Annotated in this window: 19 protein-coding genes and 3 pseudogenes; 11 read left to right on the forward strand and 11 right to left on the reverse strand. The window is 62.6% G+C overall.

Going from position 1 to position 26,294, the window contains the following annotated elements:
• The first annotated feature begins 183 nt into the window (after nt 1-183).
• Complete coding sequence (locus tag THL1_RS17220) at nt 184-2,361, forward strand: putative bifunctional diguanylate cyclase/phosphodiesterase (protein ID WP_069084372.1); 2,178 nt, start codon at nt 184-186, stop codon at nt 2,359-2,361.
• Between the two features lie 48 nt (nt 2,362-2,409).
• On the opposite strand, the pseudogene THL1_RS31415 reads toward THL1_RS17220, so the two are convergent.
• From THL1_RS31415 to THL1_RS17245, 6 genes and pseudogenes are all read right to left on the reverse strand, one after another.
• A pseudogene (locus THL1_RS31415) lies at nt 2,410-2,631 on the reverse strand (methyl-accepting chemotaxis protein); the annotation flags it as partial.
• Nucleotides 2,632-2,649: 18 nt separating this feature from the next.
• Nucleotides 2,650-3,375, reverse strand: a pseudogene (locus tag THL1_RS31130) (PAS domain-containing protein); the annotation flags it as partial.
• Nucleotides 3,376-3,534: 159 nt separating this feature from the next.
• A complete protein-coding gene (locus THL1_RS17230; protein WP_069086546.1) occupies nt 3,535-4,500 on the reverse strand; it encodes a WD40/YVTN/BNR-like repeat-containing protein in 966 nt (321 codons plus the stop codon).
• 10 nt (nt 4,501-4,510) lie between these two features.
• The gene (locus tag THL1_RS17235; protein ID WP_083245927.1) at nt 4,511-6,880 is read right to left on the reverse strand and encodes an efflux RND transporter permease subunit; all 2,370 of its coding nucleotides are present in this window, start codon (nt 6,878-6,880) and stop codon (nt 4,511-4,513) included.
• A gap of 53 nt (nt 6,881-6,933) precedes the next feature.
• Nucleotides 6,934-8,610, reverse strand: coding sequence for a DUF1302 domain-containing protein (locus tag THL1_RS17240; RefSeq protein ID WP_083245928.1), 1,677 nt, complete (start codon nt 8,608-8,610; stop codon nt 6,934-6,936).
• 20 nt (nt 8,611-8,630) lie between these two features.
• Nucleotides 8,631-10,055 (reverse strand): DUF1329 domain-containing protein, encoded by a 1,425-nt coding sequence (locus tag THL1_RS17245; protein ID WP_069084374.1) that lies wholly within the window; start codon nt 10,053-10,055, stop codon nt 8,631-8,633.
• A gap of 462 nt (nt 10,056-10,517) precedes the next feature.
• On the opposite strand from THL1_RS17245, the gene THL1_RS17250 reads away from it, so the two are divergent.
• Entirely contained in the window at nt 10,518-11,099 is a 582-nt protein-coding gene (locus THL1_RS17250) for a TetR/AcrR family transcriptional regulator (protein WP_069084375.1), read from the forward strand.
• A gap of 119 nt (nt 11,100-11,218) precedes the next feature.
• Here THL1_RS17250 and THL1_RS17255 read toward each other — a convergent pair whose 3' ends face one another.
• From THL1_RS17255 to THL1_RS30165, 5 genes and pseudogenes are all read right to left on the reverse strand, one after another.
• Complete coding sequence (locus tag THL1_RS17255) at nt 11,219-12,289, reverse strand: phosphotransferase family protein (protein ID WP_069084376.1); 1,071 nt, start codon at nt 12,287-12,289, stop codon at nt 11,219-11,221.
• 66 nt (nt 12,290-12,355) lie between these two features.
• Nucleotides 12,356-12,670, reverse strand: a pseudogene (locus tag THL1_RS30735) (hypothetical protein); the annotation flags it as partial.
• 37 nt (nt 12,671-12,707) lie between these two features.
• Nucleotides 12,708-13,490, reverse strand: coding sequence for an SDR family NAD(P)-dependent oxidoreductase (locus tag THL1_RS17260; RefSeq protein ID WP_069084377.1), 783 nt, complete (start codon nt 13,488-13,490; stop codon nt 12,708-12,710).
• Between the two features lie 242 nt (nt 13,491-13,732).
• Nucleotides 13,733-15,844: a 3-hydroxyacyl-CoA dehydrogenase NAD-binding domain-containing protein gene (locus THL1_RS17265; RefSeq protein ID WP_069084378.1), complete on the reverse strand. Its 2,112-nt coding sequence runs from the start codon at nt 15,842-15,844 to the stop codon at nt 13,733-13,735.
• A 145-nt stretch (nt 15,845-15,989) separates the two neighbouring features.
• Nucleotides 15,990-16,136 (reverse strand): hypothetical protein, encoded by a 147-nt coding sequence (locus THL1_RS30165; protein WP_161490980.1) that lies wholly within the window; start codon nt 16,134-16,136, stop codon nt 15,990-15,992.
• Between the two features lie 191 nt (nt 16,137-16,327).
• Here THL1_RS30165 and qhpR point away from each other — a divergent pair, with 191 nt between their 5' ends.
• The 9 genes from qhpR (at nt 16,328) to trbJ (ending at nt 26,290) form a co-directional block, all read left to right on the forward strand.
• Nucleotides 16,328-17,353: an AraC-like transcriptional regulator QhpR gene (qhpR, locus tag THL1_RS17270; protein ID WP_069084379.1), complete on the forward strand. Its 1,026-nt coding sequence runs from the start codon at nt 16,328-16,330 to the stop codon at nt 17,351-17,353.
• On the forward strand, nt 17,346-18,413 hold the full coding sequence (locus THL1_RS17275) for an AraC family transcriptional regulator (RefSeq protein ID WP_335720735.1): 1,068 nt from the start codon (nt 17,346-17,348) through the stop codon (nt 18,411-18,413). Before qhpR ends, THL1_RS17275 begins: the two co-directional genes overlap by 8 nt.
• A gap of 647 nt (nt 18,414-19,060) precedes the next feature.
• On the forward strand, nt 19,061-21,052 hold the full coding sequence (locus tag THL1_RS17280; RefSeq protein WP_069084380.1) for a conjugal transfer protein TraG: 1,992 nt from the start codon (nt 19,061-19,063) through the stop codon (nt 21,050-21,052).
• The gene (locus THL1_RS17285) at nt 21,049-21,507 is read left to right on the forward strand and encodes a CopG family transcriptional regulator (RefSeq protein ID WP_069084381.1); all 459 of its coding nucleotides are present in this window, start codon (nt 21,049-21,051) and stop codon (nt 21,505-21,507) included. The genes THL1_RS17280 and THL1_RS17285 overlap by 4 nt, the downstream gene beginning before the upstream one ends.
• On the forward strand, nt 21,504-22,511 hold the full coding sequence (trbB, locus tag THL1_RS17290) for a P-type conjugative transfer ATPase TrbB (protein ID WP_069084382.1): 1,008 nt from the start codon (nt 21,504-21,506) through the stop codon (nt 22,509-22,511). Before THL1_RS17285 ends, trbB begins: the two co-directional genes overlap by 4 nt.
• Nucleotides 22,508-22,849 (forward strand): TrbC/VirB2 family protein, encoded by a 342-nt coding sequence (locus tag THL1_RS17295; protein WP_069084383.1) that lies wholly within the window; start codon nt 22,508-22,510, stop codon nt 22,847-22,849. Before trbB ends, THL1_RS17295 begins: the two co-directional genes overlap by 4 nt.
• The gene (locus THL1_RS17300) at nt 22,846-23,118 is read left to right on the forward strand and encodes a VirB3 family type IV secretion system protein (protein ID WP_069084384.1); all 273 of its coding nucleotides are present in this window, start codon (nt 22,846-22,848) and stop codon (nt 23,116-23,118) included. Before THL1_RS17295 ends, THL1_RS17300 begins: the two co-directional genes overlap by 4 nt.
• An 11-nt stretch (nt 23,119-23,129) precedes the next feature.
• Entirely contained in the window at nt 23,130-25,559 is a 2,430-nt protein-coding gene (trbE, locus tag THL1_RS17305; protein ID WP_069084385.1) for a conjugal transfer protein TrbE, read from the forward strand.
• Nucleotides 25,556-26,290: a P-type conjugative transfer protein TrbJ gene (gene trbJ, locus THL1_RS17310; protein ID WP_069084386.1), complete on the forward strand. Its 735-nt coding sequence runs from the start codon at nt 25,556-25,558 to the stop codon at nt 26,288-26,290. The genes trbE and trbJ overlap by 4 nt, the downstream gene beginning before the upstream one ends.
• Nucleotides 26,291-26,294: the final 4 nt, after the last annotated feature.

Below are 26,294 nucleotides of genomic sequence, written 5' to 3' on the forward strand. Positions count from 1 at the left end.
AGGTGGGTGCCGACTCCCTTCCCTCTTGTCAGCACCGCACTTCCACGGGCGGCCACGCGCCGCAGCAAAGCTACAATTACAGCGGAGCGCCACCCGCTCTCCTCCCTCACGAATGGACGCCGGGCAGCCGTACGGCTGGCACCCTCGCCATCGCGCCGACTTTTCCGGTAGAGGATCCTGGAGATGACAGCTCTTCAACTTCGTGACATCCGCGACCCGTTACCCGATCCCGAACTCGACGCATACGTCAGGTTGGCCGCTATCGCATGCCAGGTACCCATTGCCATGCTGACGTTCCTCGACAAGGAGCAAGAGTGGTTTGGTGCGAAGCTGGGGGTGACATCCGGGAAGATACCCCGGGCGGGCTCGTTGAGCGCTGCAGTGGTGGAGTCCAACGAACTGGTGTATGTGGAGGATGCCTCCACGAATCGACTTCTCCAGCACTGCGTCCTGGTATCGGGGCCAACAGGTATCAGGCTCTTCGCCGGCGTCCCGGTCACCGTGGCGGAGCGGGACGTGGTCGGCGTGCTTTCGGTAGCGGATACGGTGAAGCGCCGTCTCGATGCCTCGCAGGTCGAAGCCCTCCGCTTGCTGGCGGACCAGACCTCCAACCTGTTGCAGCATCGCGCCTCACTGCAAAGCCAGCTGGAGGTAGCCCGCAGTGAAGCTGGTGCACTTGATAGACTTCGGGAGAGCCAGCGCACGTTGCAGACCCTGGTCAGCAACCTCCCCGGCGTGGCTTATCGGAGCCTGAATGATGTTTCCTGGCGTCTTGAGGTCGTCAGCGAGGGCTGCCAGAAGCTCATCGGCTATTCCGCCGCCGAGCTCATCGCGGGAACCGTCAGGATGGTCGATGTCATTCACCCTGACGACATTGCCTCGCTCAGGCGCAAGGTTTCCAGGGCCTTGAAGACCAGGACGCCCTACCAATCCACCTACAGAATCAGAACCGCAACAGGACAGACCAAATGGGTCTGGGACAAAGGGTGTGGGGTCTACTCCGCGGACGGAACGGTGCTCGCGCTAGAGGGGTTCATCACCGACATCACTGAGCAGAAGCACGCTGAAGAATGCATCCGAAGGATGGCCTATTTCGATGAACTGACAGGCCTGCCCAATCGCCTGTCCATGAGGGATGCCCTGAGCACGGCCATTGCCACCTCAAGGGATTCGCACGACCCGATTGCCCTGCTGCATGTCGAGGTCGACAATTTCCGCGAAATCAACGAAACGTTGGGCTACCGCGAGGGTGACCGACTCCTGCAGGAAGTGGCGACAAGGCTGCGGGAAATGCTGAACGCCAACGAAATAGTCGCCCGTATAGCCGAATCCTCTTTCTCGGTGCTGCTTCCAGGGATGGATGCCAGCCACGCGGTACAAACCGCGCGCAAAGCACTGGAAGCCTTGAGCAGGCCGTTCGGGCTGGACGCCCTGCTTTTGCCCGCTGACTGCAGTATCGGTATAACCCTGTTCCCGGGACATGGGACTGACCCTGATTCATTGTTGCGTCGCGCGAATGTTGCCCGGTATGGCGCCAGACGCAGTACGGAAAAACTTGCCGTGTACGCAGGCGCGCTCGACAGTGACAACGCTCAGCGGCTGATTCTGATGACCGACCTGCGTCGGGCCATCGATGGCGACGAGTTGCTCCTGATGTTCCAACCCAAACTGCGTATGCAATCAAGGCAGGTGAGTGGCGTGGAAGCACTGGTGCGCTGGAGGCACCCTGAGCGCGGCCTGATGGGCCCGGGCCAATTTATCGGCTTTGCGGAGAGCGCAGGCCTGATTACCCGGCTCACACATTGGGTATTGGCAGCCGCCGTTCGCGAAAGCCATGCCTGGCATGGTGCAGGCCAGCCGGTACCCATTGCCATCAATCTGTCGCCCCATGACATTCGGGACCGACAGCTGTTCGAGCAGATCTCGAGAGCCCTGGAGACTTGGGGCGGCACACCGGACTGGATCCAGTTCGAGCTGACCGAAAGCTGCATCATGGAAGACCTCTCAATTGCCCGGCACGTCCTCATGCAGCTACGCGAAGCAGGCTTCAAGCTGTTCATCGATGACTTCGGAACCGGATACTCGTCCCTTGCCTATCTCCGAAATCTTCCCGTCGACTACATAAAGATCGACCAGTCCTTCGTGAAGGACCTCGATAGCGACAGCGAGTCAGCAGCCATCGTGGAAACCATCATCAAGCTTGCCCACAGCCTGGGCATGGAAGTGGTCGCTGAAGGCGTCGAGTCGGTTTCGACCATGGAAATGCTATCGAACTGGGGTTGCGAGGAGGCGCAAGGCTATTGCATCAGCAAACCGATATCCGGACATGATTTCCAGTCATGGAGCAAGGCCTTCCGATGAAAAGCGGCGCACTTCGAGCTTACCGAGCGACTAGATCGATCTTGAAGTCAGCATTTCCTGAATCTTCTGGGTAGCCTCTCTGGTGCGTGCCGCTAGCTTCTTCACCTCGTCGGCCACTACCGAGAAGCCCCGCCCCACATCACCGGCTCGTGCCGCCTCGATAGCGGCATTGAGGGCAAGCATATTGGTCTGGTCGGCGATGCTCTTGATCACACCCACGACTTGCGAAATCTGATCGTAGGTGGATTGCATGCCAGAGACCTCCTGCGCATGGACGGCTTCGGCCAACCTTTCGTCCGAGATGTCCCGCACGGCCCCAATGATGCGAGAAAGCGTGCCGTCGCAGTCCAAGACACCCTGCCCTCTTTCCCGGTACCAGACCTCACCCCTGGTTTTGTGCCTCATTCGGTACTCGACCGTATAGGGGACGGATAGGTCTCCCACGCGCAGGTATTCGGTGACCACCTTCACGACCTGCTTCAGATCATCCTGATTCACGATTGAGAAATAGCCATCCCAATCGTCGTTGAAATCCCGTTCCGAGTAGCCCACGAGTTCGCGGAACTGCTTCGACCAGCGCAACTGATTCCCCGGATGTTCCGGGTCGCCGTCGACAATCAGCAGCTCCCAGCAGACCTCGGTCAGTGCATTCCGGGTGACCTCCCAGACCCGCTCCTTGTCTCTGTACAGCGCCAACTGTTCGTTCAGTTCGGATAGCGTCAGGTTGCGTGCCTCGATTTCGCGCTGCAGCTCCTTCATTTCGTCCCTGGCCGTCTGCAGGCACGCATTCAGGTCTTCAACCATAGCGCTTTCAAGCACTCCCTGTAGCGGCTCGCCTCCAGACGCCTCCTGAAGACTAAGCCGTCGTTCCAGCACATCGAAGCTGTCGCTCAGCCACGGATACTGCTCGATCAGTCCACCCTGGAAGTCGGGGATGGGCGAACCATTCAACAAAGACGAAATTCGCGAGCTGACTTCTTCAGCCAGACGCTTCAACTTTCTTCCGGAAAACATGGGCCCTCCGCAAACACAGTGGTTTCCATCATTGGCTCGCGCGCAAAAAAGATGGGGCCGAGCGCCGGGTCACGACGGGGCCCCAAAGGGTCACGCTCACACCTTGCGCCAGCCTCACGCGGCAGCGATAGCCGCCGCGCGAGGCTGGCAATGTTTGCATCACTGAGTCTGCACGGGGACAACACCACGGCGCGAGAACAGGACGGGATTGTCATTGCTGTCAAGCAGTGCAGCCGTCAGCGAAACCCCGTCGGCCGTATGCTGCTCCGTGAAGCTCTGTCCGCCATTACTGCTGCGCACCATCAGCCCATCCAGACCGACCACAACCACTTGCGGGCCAGCTACCGCCACATCAGTGATGGAGCTCTTGCTTTCAAGGGGAACCCGCTGCCATTGCTGCCCATCCGCAGATCCATGCAGCAGCGTGCCGCGCTGGCCACCGACCAGAAGAGTCCCATCGGCCAGCACAGCACCGGACCACAGAGTGCCTTCGTAGCCGGTGTCCAGATAGCGCCAGCTTTTCCCCTGATCGTCGGAGCGCAACACCTGGCCACGTTCGGCAGTCGCAAACAGGTTGCCGTGGTTGTCCGCGAAAAGCCCCATCAGATTGAGGTCGGCGCGGCTGTACCCCTCCGGCGCTGGCAGCGTCTGCTCGGTCCAGGTTGTACCGCCATCATCGGTGGTCAGAACCAGCGACCAGAGGCCTACGGCGACGCCCTGCCTAGCATTGAAGAAATGCACCGCGAACAGCGGGCGATCTTCCTCACTGGACAGGCGCTGGACCTGCCAGGAGTCACCGCCATCGCTGCTTTTCAAGATCGCTCCCCAATGGCCGACAGCCCAGCCTTGCTTGGCATCGACGAAGCTCACCCCGGTAAGGGGGGAGGAAAGCGGAACTGAGCGGGCCTGACGGAAACTCCGTCCGCGATCGTCGGATAGCAGCACAATGCCGTGATCACCCACGGCGACCAAGCGTCCATTGGCCCATGTAGCGCCCAGCACGGTCGCCTGGGCGGCGTAACTCGATGGGGCTGCCGGCACGCTCTCGAGGGGCGCAGCGTGCGAGCAAGCCAGCGGCAGCAGGACGGCAAGCGCTGCCCCGACGAGTGATTGAACGAATTTCATCATTTTCACCTCAGTGCGCCAGCGCGCCAATCATGCGCACCGGGCCTTTACGCGGGAATACCCGCTCCAGCCATACGGCGAATGCCGGCAGCACCGTCATGGCCATGACCATGTTGATCATGAACATGAAGGCCAGCAGCTTGCCCATGTCGGCTTGGAACTTGAGCTCGGAGAACGACCAGGTGGCGACGCCTATGGCCAGGGTAATGGCGGTGAAGATGGTCGCTACACCGACCTCTAGCAGCGCGTGCTCCACCGCCTTGACGATGGGTTGGCCATGGGCCTGATGCAACTGGATGCGGTTGTAGATGTAGAAGGCGTAATCGACGCCAATGCCCACCGCCAGCACCATCACCGGAAGCGTGGCGATGGTTAGACCGATCTGTAGCTCCTTCATGAACCAGTAGCCGATGAAGGTGCCGATGGTCAGCGGCAAGCAGCACACCAGCACGGCACGTACGTCGCGGTAAACCACGAACACCAGCAAGGCGATGGCCGCGTAAACGTACAGCAACATCGGTGTCTCGCTCTTCTCCACCTCCTCGTTGATGGCCGCGAGCACCCCCGCATTGCCCGAGGCCAGCCGTACCACGACGCCTGGCATGGGGAACTTCGCACGGAAGGCCTTGGCCGCTTCGATCACCTGCTTGATAGTGGTGGCCTTGTGGTCTGCCAGATACAGGTGTACGGCGGTCATGCTGCAATCTGCCCGCATGATGCCTGAGATACGAGCGACCTCAGTGGCCAGCGAGGAGTAGTTCATCGAGTCGATGGGGACCGCGCTCATCTTCGGATTCCCCTCGTTGTAGCCCTCGTTGAACTGGCGCATACCGTTGGAGAACGAGGCGACGGACAAGACCCCGGGAACACCTTGCATAGCCCATACGAAGCGGTCCTGGTACTGCCCCAAGGCCACATTTTCACAGGCACCGACGACCGCGCCCGACTCATCCGGCTGGACCTCGAAGACTACGCTGAGCCAGTCCAGGCCGATGTCGTAATTGCTGGCGATGGACACTGCATCGCGGTTGAAGCGGGAGTCCTCGCGCAGCTCCGGCGCACCGGCCTGCAACGTACCCACCACCCGATCATGGCTTTGCCACACAGCCACGGCGAACACCAGTCCGGCCACAACCAATACCAACCGGGCATTGCGCCATTCGGCGAGACGAGCCAGGCCGTGCAACCAGCGGCTGCGACGCTCACGGGAAAGCTCCTCGGCGGCGGCGTAGCGGCTGTCAACCTTGAGCATTGAGGCCACCAACGGCAGCATCACGAGGTTGGTGATGATCTTGTAGGCCACGCCAAGCGACGCGGTGATGGCCAACTCGCGCACCATCGGAATCGGGATCAGCAACAGCGTGACAAAAGACACAAAGGCCGTCACCAACGCCAACGTGCCAGGAATCAACAGACCACTGAAGCTGGAGCGCGCGGCCTGCTCGGCACTCTTGCCGCAGGCGATTTCGCGCACGATGTAATTGATCTGCTGCACGCCATGGGACACCCCGATAGCGAACACCAGAAACGGCACCAGCACGGCAAGAGGGTCGAGGCCGTAGCCAAGCAGACGCAGGCTGCCGAACTGCCAGACCAGCGAGGTCAGGGAACAGCCCAGGGCCAGCAGGGTGAAGCGCACGGAGTGGCAGTACCAGTACACCGCGGCAGCGGTCAGCAACAGCGCCAGCAAGCAGAACTCCAGTACCGCGGCGGCACCATCGGCGATGTCGCCGATCTGCTTGGCGAACCCGATGATCTGGATCTCGAACCCGGCGTCCTCGAACTTCGCGCGAATCTGCTGCTCCAGGATCTGGTTGTAGGCCACATAGTCCAGCTGGGCTCCAGAAGCATCGACCTCGTTGAGCTCGGCGGTGATCATCGCACTGCTCTGGTCACGTGAAACCAGAGTGCCAATGAAGCCACCCTGAGCCGTGGAGCTGGCGATCTTGCCGATGATCTCCTTGTCGAGGCGCTCCGGCGTCACCGTACCGGGGATCAACGGGTCGGCGCGAAAGCCCTCCTCGGTGATCTCGTTGACGAAGGAGTTGGGCGTCCACAATGACTGCACGCTACTGCGCGAAACACTGGGCAGGAAGGTCACCGCCTGAGTCACGTCATACAGACGCCTGAGCCCCTCCACGGTCCAGATGTCCCCTTCGCGCGCCTTGACTACTATGGTCAGGCGATTCGCCCCGATCAGATCGTTACGGTAGGCATGGAAGGTCTCGACGTACTCATGACCGATCGGCAACTGCTTTTCGAAGCCAGCCTCCATGCGTAGTTGTACGGCGAACCAGGCCATGCCCAAGGTGAAGACGGCCAGCAGCGCCAATACTGCCCAGCGCTGCTTGAATAGCCAGTCCTCCAGGCGTGGCAGCACGCCACGCCTCCTCACGTCGGTTATCTCTACAACAGGATTATTCACAACATGCCTCACAGAGAGTGCGAAACCGAAAGGCCAACGTAATCCCGATCACGCAGCAACTGGTCGTAAGGGGTATCACCATCGTTGAACTTCGCGTAGTTCAGGCTGACTTGCCAATTACCTGGGTTGCGCACGAAGTTCACATAGAAATTCATCGCGCTGGCATCGCGGGTATAGGTCGAATAGATCGATGGTGTGCGGCCATTGCCCAGGGATTGCTGGTAATAGATTCCCGGCGTCACGGTCCAGCCCGGGATGAGCGTGCCGTCATAGGTCAGGCTGAAATCGACATGAACCCCCGAGGAGCTCTTGTCGCCATGGGCCCTGGGCGGAAACTGCGACAGGTCCGTCACCCAGGTGTTGCCCCCCGCAGCCACCAGTTCGCCGTTGTAGCTGTCATGCAGCCCCGGGTATTTCACCAGCACCAGTTCGGACAGGAAGGTGCCCGTGCTCGCACCGGTGAACTCGAGCAGGTCCGGGGAGTTGGCGTTGGTCATGCTGTAGATGCCGGTCAGGTGCCACTGGTATTTCTCGGTGTCCTTCCAGCATTCCCCTCCCCGTCCTGAACAAGGAGCGGGGCCGAATGCGAGCCCGGGCAAGGGGTTGAGCGGTACTGCCTCCTTGGGACGATAGGACAGCTCGGTGCCCACCGCCCAGTCGCCAATCGGCCCGTTGGCGCTGATGCCGTAAAGCATGCGGTCTTCCGGGTAGACCCAGGTGGGGGCAAAAGTCGCCTGGTTGTAGGACACCTGCGGCAGCTTGTCGTGATAGCGCATCACGTAGAAGCCGTAGTTCACGTCGCTATCCTCAGGCTGCCAGCGTACCGAAAGTCCCCACTGGCCGCTGTCACGGGCATCCTTGTCGTCGTACCCATAGGCTTCCATGCCTTCGCCGATCACGTTGTAAGTCGACCAATAGCTGCCCACTGGAGGCAATTCGCTCTTGTTCCAGCCGAACTGGTAATACGCCTCGACGTTCACGCCGTAGCCCAGCCCCGTGGCGACGCTGAGCATAGGTGCCGGCAGCACGGCTTCCTTGAGTTGGACGCCCGGACTCGAGAGCGCCTGGAAGTCATAGGCGTTCGTGGCGTTGATGCCACCGATCGCGAACAGGCTCTCGCCCCAGTTGATGACCTGGTTGCCCAGGCGCGCGCGAACCCGTTGGTCGGCCACATCGAAGCTCTTGCTGACCCACAGATCGAGCAGGCGCGCCTTGAACTTCAGCTCGTCACGCGCATCATCGGTCAACCCGTCGCGGCCAATATCCGAGCCCAAGGCCTGCCGGAACTGAGTTTCGGCCCCCAACGCCCCCGTGGTATCGGTAGCGGCGAAGTCACGTTTCCAGCTACCACGCGCCATGAAGGTGAAGTCCTCGGGGAACTTCAGCACTAACTCGTGGACGCCCTTGACGTAGTTGGTGAACAGATCACCCTTGCCATAGTTCATGTTGCCCTGGTCGCCGATACCGGAAACGGTAGGGTCCAGGCAGCCGGCGGGGGGATTGTGGCCACCCGCACCAGCATTGATCAGATCACACCCCGGAGACTGGGTACGCACTCCCATGCCCGCCGAGATAGTGGAGTCAAAAGAGCCACGGATATTTTCCGTCTCGAAGGTAAACCCCAGGGCCAGCGGTGCGGCACACGCAATGGCCAGGCCCGATGCTTGGGAAATTATTCTTTTCATGTCGGCACCCTGATTCGCGGTTAGCGCTCGCTGATGGAGCGCAGGTTGTCGGAGGTATAGAAGTCGCGCTTCATGCGCGAGTTGTTGCCACCCTCGGTGATCCAGCGGTGGTCATCCTTGCCCGCGCCAACCGAGGTCATGTCATACAGGTAACGGCCATCGACCAGGTTGTACTGAACCTGGGCCTCCATATCGCAGCTGCCGGTCTCGTACACCGGGATGGTGAAGCCCTCACGCACCTTCCAGATCTGCCCCTGCTTGTCGTAGTCGACTGCCATCAGGCCGTTCCAGCTGTCCTCGTCGATGTAGAACACACGCTTCGGCGCCTGGTGACGCATACCCTGGCGTACGGTGGCCTCGACCACCCAGACGCGGTGTTGCTCGTAGCGGCGGAACTCGGGCGCGATGGCGTCGTCCTTGGCGAAGCTCTCGACCTTTGCAGAGGTGTCATAGGCGCCGAAGGAGTTGTAGGGCACGATCAGCTCCTGCTTGCCGACCAGCTTCCAGTCGAAGCGATCCATTGGGCCGTAGAAGATGTTGGACTCATCGATGGTGTACTGATTGTCCAGACCGATTTGCGGTGCGTCATAGGAATAAGCCGGCATGCGACGCACCCGACGCTGGCCTGGGAAGTAATAGAAGGTAGTGGTCTGCTCACCCGCCTTGGTGGTGAGCACGCCGGCCTGACCGGCCAGGGAAACCGGATCGAAATAGGAGAAGTAGGTCGCTGTCTCCAGACCATCGGTCGAGGAAAACAGCTTGCTGCCCTTCTCGCCCCAAGGCGTGAACATTGTCCAGTCCAGTGAGGTGTTCAGCCAGTCGCCTCCGGCCTTGCGCGGGGAAATACCGGAGATGGTCTTGGTCATGTGGAAGCCGACGCCGCGGTAGTGCATCTTCATGTTCCACATCACTTCCGCACCCGTAGTGGGCTGCGGGAAGGGGATGCCGGGGACGTGGGCCTCTTCCAGGGCAAGACCGCTTGCGTCGAGCTTGGCGAAGCCGACGTTCTTCCTGGTGTTTTCGGCGACGAAATCTGGCACACCGCAGCTGCGACGGGTCGGGTACACGTCCATGCGATAGCCTGGGATCTTCTTGAACAACTCCAACTGCCCAGGCGAAAGCTTGCTCGCGTATTTCGCAACGTTGTTGGAGTCGATGCTGAAGAGCGGGTTGTCATCCTTGAACTTCCAGTGCTGGCCACGCACCTGGCCGTAGCTCCACCCCGAATCCTGCTGACCCGGCGGCGTCCAGGCTGGAATCACCCCATCGGCGCTGGCGGCAACCTCCCCTCCCAACGGCGTTAGCGTGGTGCCCAGTCGAGATGCATCGTTCTCTGCAGCCTGAACCGAACAGAAGGCGGCCGATGCCGCCAGCGCTACCAGCAGTTGCCTGATTCCACCTGCGAGGGAGTTGCCGACATCGGGGCGCTGAATCACGTCTTTCATTGGGAGGTCCTCATGGGGCTTTAACCGGCGACCGGAGCTTCCTGGAAGGAAGAATCGAGCTGTGCCAGACTTCTGATCATTCGACTTGATCACCTGACCAAGTCAATCGATCAAAAGCAAACCATGTGCCAACCTGGGTTAATGATTTTTTTCTTTAAATATCAGTTACTTAATATTTTTATAACAACTGTGATGTGGTACTTGAACACCCACCACGCACCAATTTGCGTCAAGCGCACGCACCAACTTGGGAATTTACGAAACGAGTGTTACCCATTTTTACCATGCAGAAGAAGACAGACACTGGGTACGAGCTCCACGCCGAATGGTCTTTCCAAAGCTTAGAAGCCATTAACAGATACATATCGCTCCATGACGCCGTGAAGAGGCATGGGGTAGCATCCGCCGGCGCTGCCCCAGCCTGGGCATTAGCGGCATAGCGACAGGAACGGAGAATCTTTCATGGCCAGAGTGGGTGCTGACCTGCGCAGACAGGATTTCGTGAAGGCGACGGTCAAGGTGATCGCCGAACATGGCGTGGCTAATGCCACCACACGGCGAATCGCCGCTGCCGCTGGTTGCCCCCTCGCCTCCCTGCACTATGTATTCGGGACCAAGGACGAGCTCTTCTACGCTGTCTACGAGTCACTCTTCACCCTGCCCCAGCAGACCCTCGACCAGGTACCTGCAGGTACTACCCCGTCAGAGACGGCAGCCGAAATGCTTCGCCAATTGGTCAACTGGTTCTCAACCAACCCGGAACTGGCCAGGGCACAGTCCGAACTGTTCTTCTGGACCATGCGCGACCAGCCGGAAATGGCCAGCAAGATCTACTCGGTGGGGGTAGAGGCGACGGAACTGGCCCTGGAGCGCGCCATCGGTGATCGGCTCGACAAGGCCGCGCTGAAGGCCACCAGCCGCACGCTCATCCTGCTGTTCGATGGCCTGCTCGTCGCCTGGACCGCCCACGGCGACCTCGAGCGTCTCAAAACGGAAACAGAAACGGCTTGCCAGGCACTGGCCTTGCTGGTGGGGAGTCACTGACTCTGCAGCACTTGGGGCTGCTACCAGCGTGAAAGCATGGGAATCCTCACAGGATTCCCATACGACGACAGCGTCAGTGCCCCACCTGTTCTCAGGTGCCGAATGGTTCTTCTATCCGACTACAGCAGCGACTCGCCAATGACCGTTAGGGCCATGTGCTCCAGCAGCTTGTTCATGTGGATGAATTGGGCGAAGCGCTTGTCCTGGGTCTGGCCATGGAAGTAGCGGTAGTAGATCTGCTGGACGATGCCGGCCAGGCGGAACAGGCCGTAGGTGTAGTAGAAGTCGAGGTTGGTGATGGGCAACAGGCCGGCGCGCTCGGCGTAGTAGTCGGCGAACTCCTGGCGGGTCAGCATGCCCGGCAGGTGGCTCGGCTGGCGGCGCATCAGTTGCACTGGCGCCGGGTCCTTGGCCTCGATCCAGTAGGCCAGGGTGTTGCCCAGGTCCATCAGCGGGTCGCCGAGGGTGGTCAGTTCCCAGTCCAGCACGCCGATGATCTTCAGCGGGTCGTTCGGGTCGAGGATCACGTTGTCGAAGCGGTAGTCGTTGTGGACGATGGCCGGCTTGTGGTGGTCGGCGGGCATCTTCTCCCGCAGCCAGGCCTTGACCGGCTCCCAGGTGGGGGCGTCGGGGGTCATGGCCTTCTCGTAGCGGTCGCTCCAGCCGGCGATCTGGCGTTGCACGTAGCCTTCCGGCTTGCCCAGGTCACCCAGGCCGCAGGCGGCGTAGTCGACGTTGTGCAGCTCCACCAGCTTGTCGATGAAGCTCTGGCACAGCGCACGGGTCTGATCCTCGTCGAGGCTGAGGTCGGACGGCAGGTCGGCACGCAGGATCACGCCCTTGACGCGCTCCATCACGTAGAACTCGGCGCCGGTCACCGACTCGTCGGTGCAGTGCACATAGGCTTTCGGGCAATAGGGGAAGCCGGCGTTGAGTTGGGTGAGGATGCGGAACTCGCGGCCCATGTCGTGGGCGGACTTGGCCTTGTGGCCGAAGGGCGGTCGGCGCAGGACGAACTCCTGCTCGGGGTATTCCAGCAGGTAGGTCAGGTTGGACGCGCCGCCGGGGAACTGGCTGATCCGCGGGGTACCGGTGAGGCCGGGAATGTGGGCCTTGAGGTACGGGTCGATGACTGCGGCGTCGAGTTCCTCGCCTTCGCGGATACCTATGGATTGATCTGTCAGCGTCATGGATTGCTTCACCTGCCTGTTAATGTTGGGTTGAATCACTTCTCGGGCCAATTCCGACACGTCGATTCATGTTTCCATAGCCGATTGTGGGAAGGTTCGTAACTCAGTGCTTGCCAGTGCGGCCAACTCGAAATGCCTGTCGTCCCAGCATCCGCCGAGGGCCCGGAACAGGTCGACCAGGGTGATTTGTCGCTCAGTGCTGGTTTCGATCAACGACAGTTCATTGACGAAACTGCTGCGCTTGGCATCCAGATATCGCAGGTGACTGTCCCCCTCTTATCTCGCCCTGGCCAACTTCGGGGTCTCACTGCTGGCACTCACCAGGGAGCGTCGGACCGCCTCTTCACCGCGCACGGTATCGGAGGCGGCCAGTGAATCAGCCGCGCCGCTCGAGCAGAACGGCGCCTCCCCGCCCCGACTACAAGCTGCTGACCAGATGGCCGCCATCGACCGCCAGGACGCTTCCAGTCATGAACGAACCCGCCTCGCTGGCCAGCAGCAGGAATGGCCCTTCCAATTCCTGAAGCTCACCCAGGCGACGCATGGGCACCATGGCGCGGATGTAATCGCTGCCCTTGTCGCCCTCAAAGAAGGTCTCATTCATTTCGGTCTTGAAGTAGCCAGGCGCAATGGCATTGACGCGGATACCGTAGCGCGCGAGTTCCAGAGCCAGCGACTTGGTCAGTTGCACGACCCCGGCCTTGGCGGCGCAGTAGTGACTGTAGCCCGTCGCCACGCGCAACCCGAGGATGGAGGCGACATTGACGATGCTGCCGCCGCGCCCGCTGCGGGCCATGCGCTGGCCGGCGACCTGAGCCACGCGCCAGACACCATCGAGATTGGTGGAGAGCATGGCCCGCCAGTCCTCTTCACTGATTTCCAGAGGTCGCTGCCCGTTACCGATACCGGCGTTGTTGAGCACCACATCGACCACACCGAAGTGTGCTTCAGCGGCATCGAAGGCAGCCTCGACGCTGGCCCGGTTGGTGACGTCCAGGGTAACCGGCAGCGCCAGGCCGTCCTCCCACTCGATGTCAGCCGCCAGTTGCTGCAACCGCTCGATACGCCGAGCCGCCAGCACCACGCGGGCGCCCGCACGGGCGGCCAGCCGGGCGAGATGCGCGCCGATACCGCTGGACGCACCGGTGATCAGCACCACACGATTGGCAAGGGAAAAGTTTTGAACGTGATTGGAAGTCATGGGAGAACCTCGGAGAGATGGCACTGGCAATCCGCCCAGCCGAAAAACAAACCAGGCGAAATGCCAGAGCAACGTTGATGCGAGCACGGGACACCTCGTATCCCGGCATGCAGACGGCGAGGAATCAGGCAGAGCCCATCAAGCATGCGCTGCCTGGCTCCCCGCCTCCTCCGGAAGCGTTGCTGTGCAAGGGCTGGCGTGGTCACCCTCGAACTGGCCCACTTCCGGAGCAGGGGGGACTCTTAGAACCGCTCGATGCGTTTACGGCCAGCGGCCACCAGGCGCTCCAGCAACGGTGCCGGTTTGAACCACATCTCGCCGTACTTGCCCAGAGCATTGCGGTAGCGCTGTAAGCCAGCCAGTACGGTGCCGAGACCCAGTTGCTCGGCGTAGTGCATGGGGCCGCCCAGGTGGGCTGGGAAGCCGTATCCGTTGATCCACACCAAGTCGATATCACCCGTGCGCAGGGCAATGCCCTCATCCAACAGTTGGATGCCTTCGTTGATCAACATGAACAGGCACCGTTCCAGAATTTCCTGGTCGTCAATCGGGCGCCTGGATATCTGCAGCTCGTCCGCCAGACGCTCGGCCAACGCGATCACCTCCGCATCGTCCCGCCGGTTCCGGCCTTCATAGAGGTAGAAGCCTCGCCCGGTCTTCTGGCCATACCGCCCCATGGCGTACAACTCGTCCCCCAAGCGGCAATAGCTCTCATCGTGGGCACTGGCGGTCCGATTGGAATCGCGCACCAGGAAATTCACATCGATGCCAGCCAGGTCGAGCATGCTGAACACCCCCATGTTCAAGTCCAGGTCGGTGAGCACACGATCCACTTGCGCCGGCGTCGCACCTTCCAATACCAGGCGATGGGCCTCGCGAGCGTATGGCTCAAGCATGCGGTTCCCGATGAAACCGAAACAGACACCGGAAATCACCGGCAGCTTGCCAATTCGCCTGGCGATATCCAGGGTGGTGGCCAGTACGTCGGGCGCCGTGGCCTTGCCTCGCACCACTTCGAGTAAACGCATGGCGTTGGCTGGGCTGAAAAAGTGCAGTCCCACTACATCATGGGGGCGAGCCACGGTCGCCGCGATGGCGTCCACATCCAGCGACGAGGTATTGGTCGCCAGGATCGCGCCTGGCTTGCACACTTTCTCCAGGGTAAGGAACACCTGCTGCTTGACCTCTAGCTTCTCGAAAACCGCCTCGATCACCAGGTCGGCGTCGGACAGATCCGCGTAGTCAAGGGTGCCGAAAATCAGGTCCATGCGTGACTCCACCTGATCGGGTAGCAGCCTGCCACGCCGGACGCTGGATTCGTAGTTGTCGCGAATCATCGTCAGGCCTCGGTCCAGAGCCTTGCCGTCGCGCTCCAGCAGGGCGACCGGGATACCGGCATTGGCGAAGCACATGGCGATACCGCCGCCCATGGTGCCCGCGCCTATGACCGCAACCCGGGTGATACTGCGCAAGGGCAGGTCGTCGCGTACCCCGGGAATCCGAGCCGCTTCGCGCTCGGCGAAGAACACATGACGGAGGGCCTTCGACTGGCGGGAAGACTCCGCCTGCTTGAACAAAGCGAGCTCTTTCAAAAGCCCCTCGTCGAGCGGTAGCAGGCAGGCCGCTTCCACGGCGGACAACACCAGGCGCGGCGCGAGGCGACTTTTCCAACTGGGCTCGTGTTCGGCGCGATAGCGGACGAGGAAGTCATCCGGTAGGCCGTCCGCGGGTTCCGGCCAGGCCTCCGCCGGCTGCGCTGGCGCACGGCAAGCGATCAGCTCGTAGGCGTACTCGCGAGCTTCATCCAGCAACCGCTCGGGACTAGTGGAAACTCGGTCGAGAATTCCCAGTAGCCGGGCGTTCTCGGCATCAATCTGCTTGCCCGATAGAATGAGGTTCAGCGCGGACTCGGCGCCAATCAGGCGCGGCAGTCGCTGGGTACCGCCAGCTCCCGGCAGCAGCCCAAGGTTGATCTCAGACAGACCGACACGCAGGTTTGGTTCTCCAATGCGGTAGCCACAAGCCAACGCCAGTTCCAACCCGCCGCCCAGTGCGACCTTGCCAAGAGCGGCGATCAGAGGTTTGTGAATACCAGCCAAACGCACCAGGGTCCTGGGCAGATCCGGCTCGGCGAAGGAGGCGCCGGTCCCAAACTCCCCGATATCGGACCCGGCACTGAACAGGCCACGCGCGCCATGGATAATGATGGCCTGCACCCTGGGGTCGGCTGCGGCGCGTTCGCAGGCATTGGAAAGGCCTGCGCGGAGAGACTGGTCAAGCGCGTTGACCGGCACCCGGTCCAGGCCGATCAGGGCAAGGCCCTCTTCAAGGCGGTAATGGATCAGCTCACTCATTGGGCATCCTGTTGACTGCGGCACCGGATCGATCGGACCGAAACTTCGAAGTTCAAACAACCAGGGTCCAGAAGGCACGTGCCAAGCTCGACAAGGAGACACAATCGACTGGCGCTGAATCTATGGCTCGCGCAGACCGCCGCTGTCAGAGATGCCTGAACACATCGTCAATACTGGAAACCATGTGCGCGGGCCAGGGGTAGAGGGGGGCCGTCTCGACCAGCGTTTCGGAGGAATGGATGACCCCTGCGATCAGGGCCACGACCAGGCAAACAAACATAATTTGGCGCATGGAGACCTCCGTCATTCAGCGCATTGCCGAATGCAAGACCTTGTTGTTTTTGGATTTGTGGGGCTGAGTTTGCGTCCAGGCAGATGCCAAAGCTTCACAATTCGCGCCAATAAATGCTCAAATAATGACTTCAACAGTGCCCGACGGGAGCGCCCGATGATTCCCTTCCTCCCCTCACCTGGTCACTAGCAATGACCTCTTTTGTCCGGGGTATCGCCCTGCTGGGATTCGATGAATTTGCGAGCAGCCAGGGCCTGGACTCCCGCGCGATCTTGGCCGAGGCTGGGCTACCCTGCGACGACCTGGACGCACCGATTTCGGGGGACAGGTTCGCCGCCCTCCTGGAGTTCTGCGCAGAGCGCACTGACAACCCACTCTTCGGCCTGCAGTTCGGCCTTCACCAGGGCACCCACGCACTGGGAGACCTGCTCTACGTGATCAACAGTGCCGAAACCCTGGGCGATGCGCTGGAGGCGCTTATCCGCTACTACCACGTCCATAGCAGCGGCGCGGAGCTCCGCCTCGAACGGCGCGGCGACGAGGCGCGCCTGCTCTATGACGTGACAGACGCCGATGCAGCTTCGGTCCGCCAGACCGTAGAACTGGCCATGGCAGTGGGCCTGCGCCTGATACACACGCTTCTGGGGCGGACGTGGACGCCCGACGAATTGCTCCTGCGCCACACCTCAGTGGAAAAGGCCTCCACGTACCGGGCATTGCTGGGTGTCGCCCCGAAATTCGATAATCCGGTCAATGCTCTCGTCTTCGACAGTGCGCTGCTCGCGACTAGGCTCAGCGCAAGCGATGAACGCTTTCAACGACTGATCCGGCGACATTTCGATGAGCTCGCGCAACTCAGCCTGTCTGAGCTTCCGCCCTACGTGCAGAAGCTCTTACGCAACAGACTCCCAGGCGGCAACGTCACTGTCGAACAGATCGCCGCGCAAATGATGCTCAGCCCCAGGACCCTGCAACGCTACCTCCAGGCTGAGGGCACCAACTTTCAGCAGCTGCTGGACAGCACTCGACAATCCCTGGCCATCCGTTATCTGTGCGACTCGTCCATCAGCCTGACCCAGCTCTCCGGACTGCTCGGCTACACCAGTCTCGGCGCGTTCTCCCGAGCCTTCAGCCGCTGGACTGGAATCAGCCCGCAAAAATGGAAGCAACAGCATAAGCGCCTGATGCCGACAACCGGCGGAGCCGTCCATGACTGAAGCCGGCATGCCGATGAACCCCTTCGTGCGCGCCCTCAGCCTGACCGGCTTCGACGAGTTCGCCTCGAGCCTGGGGCTCAATCCGCTGGAGATGCTGCGTAGGGTGTCGCTACCCGCGGAAATCCTCCGGCGGCAAGACGGCATTCTTTCCTACCGCCGCTACTGCGCGCTGCTGGAACTGTGTGCCCGTCAGTCGAGCACACCACTGTTCGGATTGCGCTATGGACTTCATCAGGGCATCACGGTGTTCGGCGACCTGCTCTACCTGATCCGCAATACCGGCACCGTCGGTGAAGCCCTGATCGAACTGCGCGCTAATTTCTCCCTCTACAACGGCGCTGCGGAGGTAGACCTCGATGTGCAAGGCGAACAGGCCCTGCTCAGTTTCAGAGTCAGCGACGGCGATACCCCTGGCCGATCCCAAGCCGAGGAGCTGGCATGCGGAGTGGCCATACAGCTGATGCGCACCTTGGCAGGCAGCGACTGGCAACCCGACAAGATCCTTCTGGCGCATCCCTCCCTCAACCAGGAAACCGAATACCTGCATGTGCTGGGTTGCCAATCGGTCTTCTCCGCCAACTCCACCGGACTCATGTTCGACGCGGCGACGCTCGCTTTGCCACTCAGCACGGGCGATGAAGGGCTGCATCACCTGGTCGCGGAACACCTCGGCAGGATAGAGCGCCTTGCGGCTGCTGAACTCCCCAACTACGTCAGGCAACTGCTCCGCGACCTGCTTCCAAGCGGCCGCGCCACTCTGGAGAAAGTCGCTGACTGCATGGCCCTCAACCCCCGAGTCCTGCAAAGGCGCCTCGCGCAGGAAAGCATGTCCTTCCAGGACCTGCTCGACGACACTCGCCAACACATGGCTCGCCATTACCTGCAAGACCCCGCTATCAGCATGGCGCAGATGGCAGGGTTACTCGGCTACTCCAACCCCAGCGGTTTCAGCCGCGCTTTCCACCGTTGGTTCAACCAGACGCCCCTAGAGTGGCAACGGCAGCACGGTCCCAAACGACAACCACGCCTGTTGCGCAATCGCCGATCGAGTGGGTCGTAATAGCGTGCATAACTATGTCTGCGTGATTGCTTCGATGCCGTTCTGGCCTTTATTCAGCCCTGGCAATCACGCAGATCGATCCTGTCGCCACCCGTTCACGGCTGAGCCACAGGGCCAGAGTTACGACCAGTTTGTGGAAGCTCGGTGGGTCCGGGCTCTCGTAGTCTTCGCTTCCAGTTTTCCCAGTACGGCAGAAGGGAGATGAAGCAGGGAAAGACCGTGACGGTCTCAACCGTCGCGACAGCGCCCCCCGACGACCGCGAAGGCCATGGCCCCCCAGAATCTTCGGTGCAATCGGAATGTTGAAACGGATGCACCGAGCCGGCGCAGAGTCGCTGCCTAGGAAGGCGCAGCGCGAGCCACTAAAGGATGGCCTGAGCAATACGGTCACGACCATCCGCCCCTAGGGAGTTGGGGACAAAAAGGAGTAATCGACCACTCCAGTCCTGTGCTCAAATGCATGGCATTCCTGACCGTACGATATCCCCCCACTGCCTTCTACCATCTTTCGCCACAGACGGAACTGTTGCGCTCCCACTCTCGGCTATCCTCGAAACGGTCTTTGACCCCTCTCCTGCCAATGCCGAATCTCTCGCCGGCGGCACATCGGCGTGCCGAGTGCTTTACCGGAGAGGTTGGGGTCAGGGATGCAAGCGGCAACGGTGCTGTATGGCCAGGTACTGGTGGTGCTGGCCATTACTCTTTCCGGGGTGTGGGGTGCCACTCAGTGGACCGCTGCCGCACTGGGCTACCAGGCTCGCCTGGGAGCGCCCTGGTTCGAATGGCTGGGCACACCGCTTTATCACCCTTGGCGACTGTTCGAGTGGTGGTTCTACTTCGATGCCTACGCGCCGGACGTCTTCAATGTTGGCGGTAGCATCGCCGCCTGCAGCAGCCTGCTGGCATTGGGGGTGGCCATCGGCATGGCCATCTGGCGTGCACGCCAGGCTCGGCAGGTCACGACCTACGGCTCGGCGCGCTGGGCCGATAGGGAGGAGGTGCGCCAGGCCGGGCTGACCCGGCCGGCGGGTGTGTTCCTTGGTCTGTTCGAGGAGCAGTACCTGCGCCACGAAGGCCCCGAGCACGTGCTGGCCTTCGCGCCGACGCGTTCGGGCAAGGGCGTCGGTCTGGTGGTGCCCACCCTGCTCTCTTGGCCGGCCTCGGCGGTCATCCACGACATCAAGGGCGAGAACTGGAGCCTGACCGCCGGCTGGCGCTCGCGCTTCTCCCACTGCCTGCTGTTCAACCCCACCGATCCGGCCTCGGCGGCCTACAACCCGCTGCTGGAGGTGCGTCGCGGCACCCACGAAGTGCGCGATGTGCAGAACATCGCCGATATCCTGGTCGACCCGGAGGGCGCGCTGGAGCGGCGCAATCACTGGGAAAAGACCAGCCATGCGCTGCTGGTCGGCGCCATCCTGCATGTGCTCTATGCCGGCCAGGACAAGACCCTGCGTGGCGTCGCCAACTTTCTCTCTGACCCTGCCTGCACCTTCGAGCTGACTCTGCACCGGATGATGACCACGCCCCATCTGGGCGACGCGCCCCACCCGGTGGTGGCTTCGGCCGCGCGCGAGGTGCTGAACAAGAGCGAGAACGAGCGCTCGGGGGTGCTGTCCACGGCCATGTCCTTCCTGGGCCTGTACCGGGACCCCACGGTGGCCGAAGTCACGTCGCGTTGCGACTGGCGCATCGCCGACCTCATCGCGGCCGAGTATCCAGTCTCGCTGTACCTGGTGGTGCCGCCCTCGGACATCAGCCGCACCAAGCCGCTGATCCGCCTGATCCTCAACCAGATCGGCCGGCGCCTGACCGAGTCGCTCGAGGGTACCGACGGCATCGAGCGTCGGCACAAGTTGCTGCTGATGCTCGACGAGTTCCCCGCGATGGGGCGGCTGGATTTCTTCGAATCGGCCCTGGCCTTCATGGCCGGCTACGGGCTGCGCGCCTTCCTCATCTCGCAGTCGCTCAACCAGATCGACAAGGCCTACGGCCAGAACCACTCGATCCTCGACAACTGCCATGTGCGAGTGACCTTCGCCACCAACGACGAACGCACCGCGAAGCGCATCTCCGAGACGTTGGGCACTGCCACCGAGTTGCGTGCGCAACGCAACTATGCCGGCCACCGTCTCGCGCCCTGGCTGGGCCACCTGATGGTGTCGCGCCAGGAGACCGCGCGCCCGCTGCTGACGCCGGGCGAGGTGATGCAACTGCCTACCGACGAGTCGGTGGTGATGCTCTCCGGCCACGCACCGATCCGGGCGAAGAAGCTGCGCTATTTCGCCGACACAAACTTCCGGCGCCGGGTACTGCCAGCGCCGCAACTGCAGCCTGGACGTTATGCCGATGCCCCCGCCGCACGGTCGGACGATTGGAGTGCCCTGGCAATGCCAACGACCATCGGCATTCCGCCGGCCGGATTGGCCGGCGGCGAATCTCTCGAAGATGGCGGTCCTCGCCATCAGCCCGAGCTGGCGGAAGTCGCCCAGTTGCTTGATCCAGATGAACTGTCCAGCGACCTGCTCCTCCTCGACGAGGACGACACCCCCGCCCCCTTCCCTACCCAGCCTGATCCGCGCCTGCAACGTGCTGCGCGGCTGACTGCCCTCGACCCTGACGATGGAATTGCCCTATGAGCCGAGCCCGCCTGAACCTGTTCATCCAACCCGAGCACGCCAAGCGCCTGAACGAGCTGGCAATCACCAAAGGCGTGTCGAAGTCATCGATCATCGCCGCGGCACTGGCTTCGTGGCTGTCGCCTGATTCCGGCGAGCAGCGCGAGGTGGCCATGACCAAGCGCCTGGATCGCTTGTCGCGCCAGTTCGAGCGGCTGGAGCGTGACCAGCACATCCTGATCGAGACCGTCGCGCTCTACGTGCGCTACTACCTCACCGTCAGTACACCAGTGCCCGAGGCGCACCAGGAGGCGGCGCGCGCGCAGGGCAAGTTGCGCTTTGCCCAGTTCGTCGAACAACTCGGTCGACACCTACAGCGTGGGCGCAGCCTGGTCAGTGACGTGCACGAGGAGATCCAGCCGGACACCCAGTGGATGGACATCCCAGAGGGTTCGGCCATGGGAGATCACCTATGAACCCCCTTGCCTCCTCAGTGTCAGGCGCGGGTGCAGTCTCGCTGGATCGCCGCACGCGCATGCTGCACACAGCGATGGGGCCGCTAATCGCCACCGCCCTTGATGATCCGGATGTGGTGGAGATCATGCTCAATCCGGACGGCGCTCTCTGGCTCGACCGACTCTCGAGTGGTCGCGCCCGATTGGGCACGCTGCCCGCCGCCGACGGAGAACGCATCATCCGTCTGGTCGCGGCGCATATCGGCGCGGAAGCGCATCGGGGCAAGCCCTTGCTCAGCGCGGAACTGCCGGAAACCGGCGAGCGATTCGAGGGTGTGTTGCCGCCGGTGGCATCCGGGCCGACCTTTGCCCTGCGCAAACGCGCCGCTAGCGTCATCCCTCTGCAACAGTACGTGGCTGACGGCATCCTCAGCGCCGCGCAGGCCGAGTACCTGCACGCGGCCGTGCGTGAGCGGCAGAATATCCTGGTGGCCGGCGGTACCAGCACCGGCAAGACTACCCTGGCCAACGCGCTACTGGCCGAAGTGGCCGGCACCGGTGACCGCGTCCTGGTGCTCGAGGACACGGTCGAGTTGCAGTGTCCGGCCCTCGATCATGTCGCCCTACGCACCCGCCCAGGCGTGGTATCCATGGCCGACCTGGTGCGCAGCACGCTGCGCCTGCGCCCCGATCGGGTGGTGGTCGGCGAGGTACGCGGCGGCGAGGCACTGGACCTGGTCAAGGCCTGGGGCACCGGCCACCCGGGCGGTATCGCCACCCTCCATGCCGGCTCCGCCCAAGGTGCCCTGCTGCGCCTGGAGCAACTGATCCTGGAGGTCGCCCTGGCGGCGCCACGGGCACTGATCGCCGAGGCGGTCAACCTGGTGGTGTTCCTCGCCGGGCGCGGCCGCGCTCGCCATGTCCAGCAGATCGTCCGGGTCACCGGCCACGACGAGCACGGTTACCGCCTCCATCCCATCGACGCCATCCCTTCCCTGCCCTCTGCCTCAGGAGCTCAGCCATGAATCCCCGCCAGACCCTCGTTGTCTTTCGTCGACGCTTTGCCAGTGCACTCGTGCTTGGCGCACTCTGGCTCGGTACGGCCTTGCCGGTATCGGCAGCCGGCTCCGGCATGCCCTGGGAAGGACCGCTGCAATCGATCCTCGAATCGGTGCAGGGCCCGGTGGCACGTATCGTCGCGGTGATCATCATCATTACCACCGGCCTGACCCTGGCCTTCGGCGACACCAGCGGCGGCTTCCGCAAGCTGATCCAGATCGTCTTCGGTTTGTCCATCGCCTTTGCTGCGTCGTCGTTCTTCCTCAGCTTCTTCAGCTTCGCCGGCGGGGCGGTGGTCGCATGAACGGCGAGCGCGAACTCATCCCCGGCTTCGAGGTGCCGCTGCACCGATCGTTGGCCGAACCGATCCTGCTCGGTGGCGCGCCACGCAACGTGGCCATCCTCAATGGCACCTTGGCGGCCGTGGTCGGCCTGGGCCTGCAGTTGTGGATTCCGGGCCTGGTGCTCTGGCTGGTCGGCCACACACTGGCGGTGTGGGGCGCCCGCCTGGATCCGCAGTTCCTGCAGGTGTTCGCCCGGCATATCAAACAACGCCCACTGCTGGACGTGTGAGGAGTGCCGTCATGCTGAACCTCACCGAGTACCAGCGTCGCCCCGCCCAACTCGCCGACTGGCTGCCCTGGGCCGGTTTGGTGGCACCGGGCGTGGTGCTGAACAAAGACGGTTCGTTCCAGCGCACCTTGCACTTTCGCGGGCCGGATCTGGACAGTGCCACCCAGGGCGAACTCGTAGCCACCTCGGCGCGCCTGAACAACGCCCTGCGCCGCCTGGGCTCGGGCTGGGCGCTGTTCATCGAGGCCGAACGCCTGGCCACCGTCGACTACCCCGACAGCCGCTTTCCCGAGCCGTTGTCCTGGTTGGTCGATGAGGAGCGCCGTGCCGCCTTCGAGGCACAGGGTAACCACTTCGAGAGTGCCTACTACCTGACGCTACTCCACCTGCCGCCAGAGGAGGCGCGATCGCGCGCGGCCCGCCTGCTCTACGAGCACAGGGCACAGCGTGGTATCGACTGGCGTGAGCGGCTGGTGGCCTTCATCGCCGAGAGCGATCGCTTCTATGACCTGCTGGACGGGGTGATGCCGGAACTCGCCTGGCTCGACGACAGCCAGACGCTGACCTACCTGCACGCCACGGTATCAACGCACCGTCAGCGGGTGGCCGTGCCCGAGGTGCCCTTCCATTTGGATGCCGTGCTGGCCGACTGCCCGCTGACCACTGGGCTGGCGCCGCGGCTGGGCGAGCAGCACCTGCGCGTGCTCTCGGTGCGCGGCTTTCCCACCTCGACCTGGTCCGGGCTGCTGGATGACCTCAACCGCCTGGGCATCGCCTATCGCTGGTCGACCCGCTTCATCTGTTTGCACAAAGACGAGGCCGAGAAGGAACTGGTACGCCTGCGTCGACAGTGGTTCGCCAAGCGCAAGGGTGTCCTGGCGCTGCTGCGCGAAGCGATCTTCCAGCAGGAAAGCCCATTGCTGGACAGCGATGCAGCGAACAAGGCCAGCGACGCCGATGCCGCCCTGCAGGAACTGGGCGCCGACCAGGTCGCCTTCGGCTATGTGACAGCCACCGTGACGGTGAGCGACCGCGACGCCCTGATCGCCGAGGAGAAGCTACGCCTGGTCGAGCGGGTGATCCAGGGACGCGGCTTGGTCACCATCACCGAAAGCCTCAACGCGGTGGAGGCCTGGCTGTCGTCTATCCCCGGCAATGCCTACGCCAATGTGCGGCAGCCGCTGATCTCCACGCTCAACCTGGCCCACCTGATGCCGGTGTCGGCGGTCTGGGCGGGACCTGCGCGCAACGACCACCTCGACGGCCCGCCGCTGGTGGTCACCCGCACGGATGGGGCGACGCCGTTCCGCCTGGTCACCCACGTCGGCGACGTCGGCCACACCCTGGTGGCCGGCCCTACCGGTATGGGCAAGTCGGTGCTGCTGGCGACCCTGGCCCTGCAGTTTCGTCGCTACCCGGGCTCACGCCTGTTCCTCTTCGACATGGGCCGTTCGCTGCGTGCGACGGTGCTGGGCCTGGGCGGTGAGCACTACGACCTGGGCGCTGATGGCGACCTGGCCTTCCAGCCCCTGGCGCGCATCGACCAGGCCGGCTACCGCGCCTGGACCGCCGAGTGGCTGGAGGCGCGCCTGTTGCAGGAAGGGGTCGCGGTCGGCCCGGAGCAGAAGGCCGCGCTGTGGACCGCGCTGGACAGCCTGGCCGGCGCGCCCGAGGCGCAGCGCACGCTGACCGGCCTATCCGTGCTGCTGCAGGACAATGCCCTGCGCCAGGCGCTGCAACCCTATGTGCTGGGTGGCGCCCACGGCCAGTTGCTAGACGCCGACCGGGATCGGCTGGGTACGGCTGATGTGCAGTGCTTTGAGATGGAGGAGCTTCTGCACAGCAAGGCGGCAGTAGCAGCCGTGTTGAGCTACCTGTTCGCCCGCTTCGAGGCACGTTTCGACGGCACGCCCACCCTGCTGATCCTCGACGAAGCCTGGCTATTCCTCGACGACCCGCTGTTCGCCGCACGCATCCGCCAGTGGCTCAAGACGCTGCGCAAGAAGAACGTCTCGGTGATCTTCGCCACCCAGTCGCTGGCCGATATCAAGGACTCCAGCATCGCCGCGGCGATCATCGAGAGCTGCCCCAGCCGCATCTTCCTGCCCAACCCGCAGGCCAGCGAGCCGCAGATCCGCGACATCTACCAGGGCTTCGGGCTGAACGACCGACAGATCGAGATCATCGCCCAGGCCACCCCCAAGCGCGATTACTACTACCAGTCACGCCTCGGCAACCGGCTGTTCGACCTCGACCTGGGGCCGGTGGCGCTGGCCTTTGCCGCCTCCGCCAGCCCCGCCGAGCAACGCGAGATCAGCCGGATCCTGCAGGAGTCCGGTGGAGCGGAGTTTGCCGCCGCCTGGCTACGCCACCGTGGCTTGGACTGGGCTGCCGACCTGCTTGCCTCTTACCCCTCGCACAGCAAGGAGTGCTTGCCATGAGTTACCGCACCTTTCTTTCTCCATTCGCCACCCTGCTGGCGTGGGGCCTGCTGGCGCTCCAGCCGGCCAGCGCCCTCACCGTGATCGACCCTACCAACCTGGCACAGAACACCCTGACCGCGGTGCGCACCCTGGAGATGGTGAACAACCAGACCCGCCAGATGCAGAACGAAACCCAGATGTTGCTGAACCAGGCCCGACACCTGGTGTCCCTGGACTACAACGTGGTTAATCGGCTGCGCGTGAACCTCGCCAACACTGAGCGTTTGCTGGCCGAGGCCCAGGGATTGGCTTACGACGTCCAGCGCATGGACCAGGAGTTTGCCCGCCTGTACCCGGCCGAATACGCGAGCAGCGTCCCTGGCGAACGTATGGCGCAGGAGTCGCGCGAGCGCTGGAAGCAAAGTCTCGACGGCCTGCACACCGCGATGCGGGTGCAAGCCCAGGTGGCGCAGAACCTGGGCCAGGACGAGAGCGTGCTGGCCGATCTGGTACAGCAGAGCCAGTTGGCCGGCGGTGCGCTGCAGGCAGCCCAGGCCACCAACCAACTGCTGGCCCTGCAGGCCAAGCAGTCGATCCAGGCCCAGCAACTGCAGATCACCCAGAACCGCGCCATCGCCCTGGAGCTTGCGCGCCAGGCGGCGGCAGCCGAGGAATCCCGCGAACTGCGACGGCGCTTCATGGGCAGTGGCACGCCCTACACGCCCTACCCCGTGCAGTTCTATCGGTAGGGAG

The organism is Pseudomonas sp. TCU-HL1, assembly GCF_001708505.1.
In the GTDB taxonomy this organism is placed as follows: domain Bacteria; phylum Pseudomonadota; class Gammaproteobacteria; order Pseudomonadales; family Pseudomonadaceae; genus Metapseudomonas.

Bases quoted from the DNA above. Each gene is read 5' to 3' on its own strand.
- trbE (WP_069084385.1), top strand. From the start codon at position 23,130: ATGCTGAACCTCACCGAGTACCAGCGTCGCCCCGCCCAACTCGCCGAC.
- trbB (WP_069084382.1), top strand. From the start codon at position 21,504: ATGAACCCCCTTGCCTCCTCAGTGTCAGGCGCGGGTGCAGTCTCGCTG.
- THL1_RS17250 (WP_069084375.1), top strand. From the start codon at position 10,518: ATGGCCAGAGTGGGTGCTGACCTGCGCAGACAGGATTTCGTGAAGGCG.
- qhpR (WP_069084379.1), top strand. From the start codon at position 16,328: ATGACCTCTTTTGTCCGGGGTATCGCCCTGCTGGGATTCGATGAATTT.
- THL1_RS17265 (WP_069084378.1), bottom strand. From the start codon at position 15,844: ATGAGTGAGCTGATCCATTACCGCCTTGAAGAGGGCCTTGCCCTGATC.
- THL1_RS17285 (WP_069084381.1), top strand. From the start codon at position 21,049: ATGAGCCGAGCCCGCCTGAACCTGTTCATCCAACCCGAGCACGCCAAG.
- THL1_RS17295 (WP_069084383.1), top strand. From the start codon at position 22,508: ATGAATCCCCGCCAGACCCTCGTTGTCTTTCGTCGACGCTTTGCCAGT.
- THL1_RS17260 (WP_069084377.1), bottom strand. From the start codon at position 13,490: ATGACTTCCAATCACGTTCAAAACTTTTCCCTTGCCAATCGTGTGGTG.
- THL1_RS30165 (WP_161490980.1), bottom strand. From the start codon at position 16,136: ATGCGCCAAATTATGTTTGTTTGCCTGGTCGTGGCCCTGATCGCAGGG.
- trbJ (WP_069084386.1), top strand. From the start codon at position 25,556: ATGAGTTACCGCACCTTTCTTTCTCCATTCGCCACCCTGCTGGCGTGG.
- THL1_RS17255 (WP_069084376.1), bottom strand. From the start codon at position 12,289: ATGACGCTGACAGATCAATCCATAGGTATCCGCGAAGGCGAGGAACTC.
- THL1_RS17275 (WP_335720735.1), top strand. From the start codon at position 17,346: ATGACTGAAGCCGGCATGCCGATGAACCCCTTCGTGCGCGCCCTCAGC.
- THL1_RS17300 (WP_069084384.1), top strand. From the start codon at position 22,846: ATGAACGGCGAGCGCGAACTCATCCCCGGCTTCGAGGTGCCGCTGCAC.
- THL1_RS17240 (WP_083245928.1), bottom strand. From the start codon at position 8,610: ATGAAAAGAATAATTTCCCAAGCATCGGGCCTGGCCATTGCGTGTGCC.
- THL1_RS17280 (WP_069084380.1), top strand. From the start codon at position 19,061: ATGCAAGCGGCAACGGTGCTGTATGGCCAGGTACTGGTGGTGCTGGCC.
- THL1_RS17245 (WP_069084374.1), bottom strand. From the start codon at position 10,055: ATGAAAGACGTGATTCAGCGCCCCGATGTCGGCAACTCCCTCGCAGGT.
- THL1_RS17230 (WP_069086546.1), bottom strand. From the start codon at position 4,500: ATGAAATTCGTTCAATCACTCGTCGGGGCAGCGCTTGCCGTCCTGCTG.
- THL1_RS17220 (WP_069084372.1), top strand. From the start codon at position 184: ATGACAGCTCTTCAACTTCGTGACATCCGCGACCCGTTACCCGATCCC.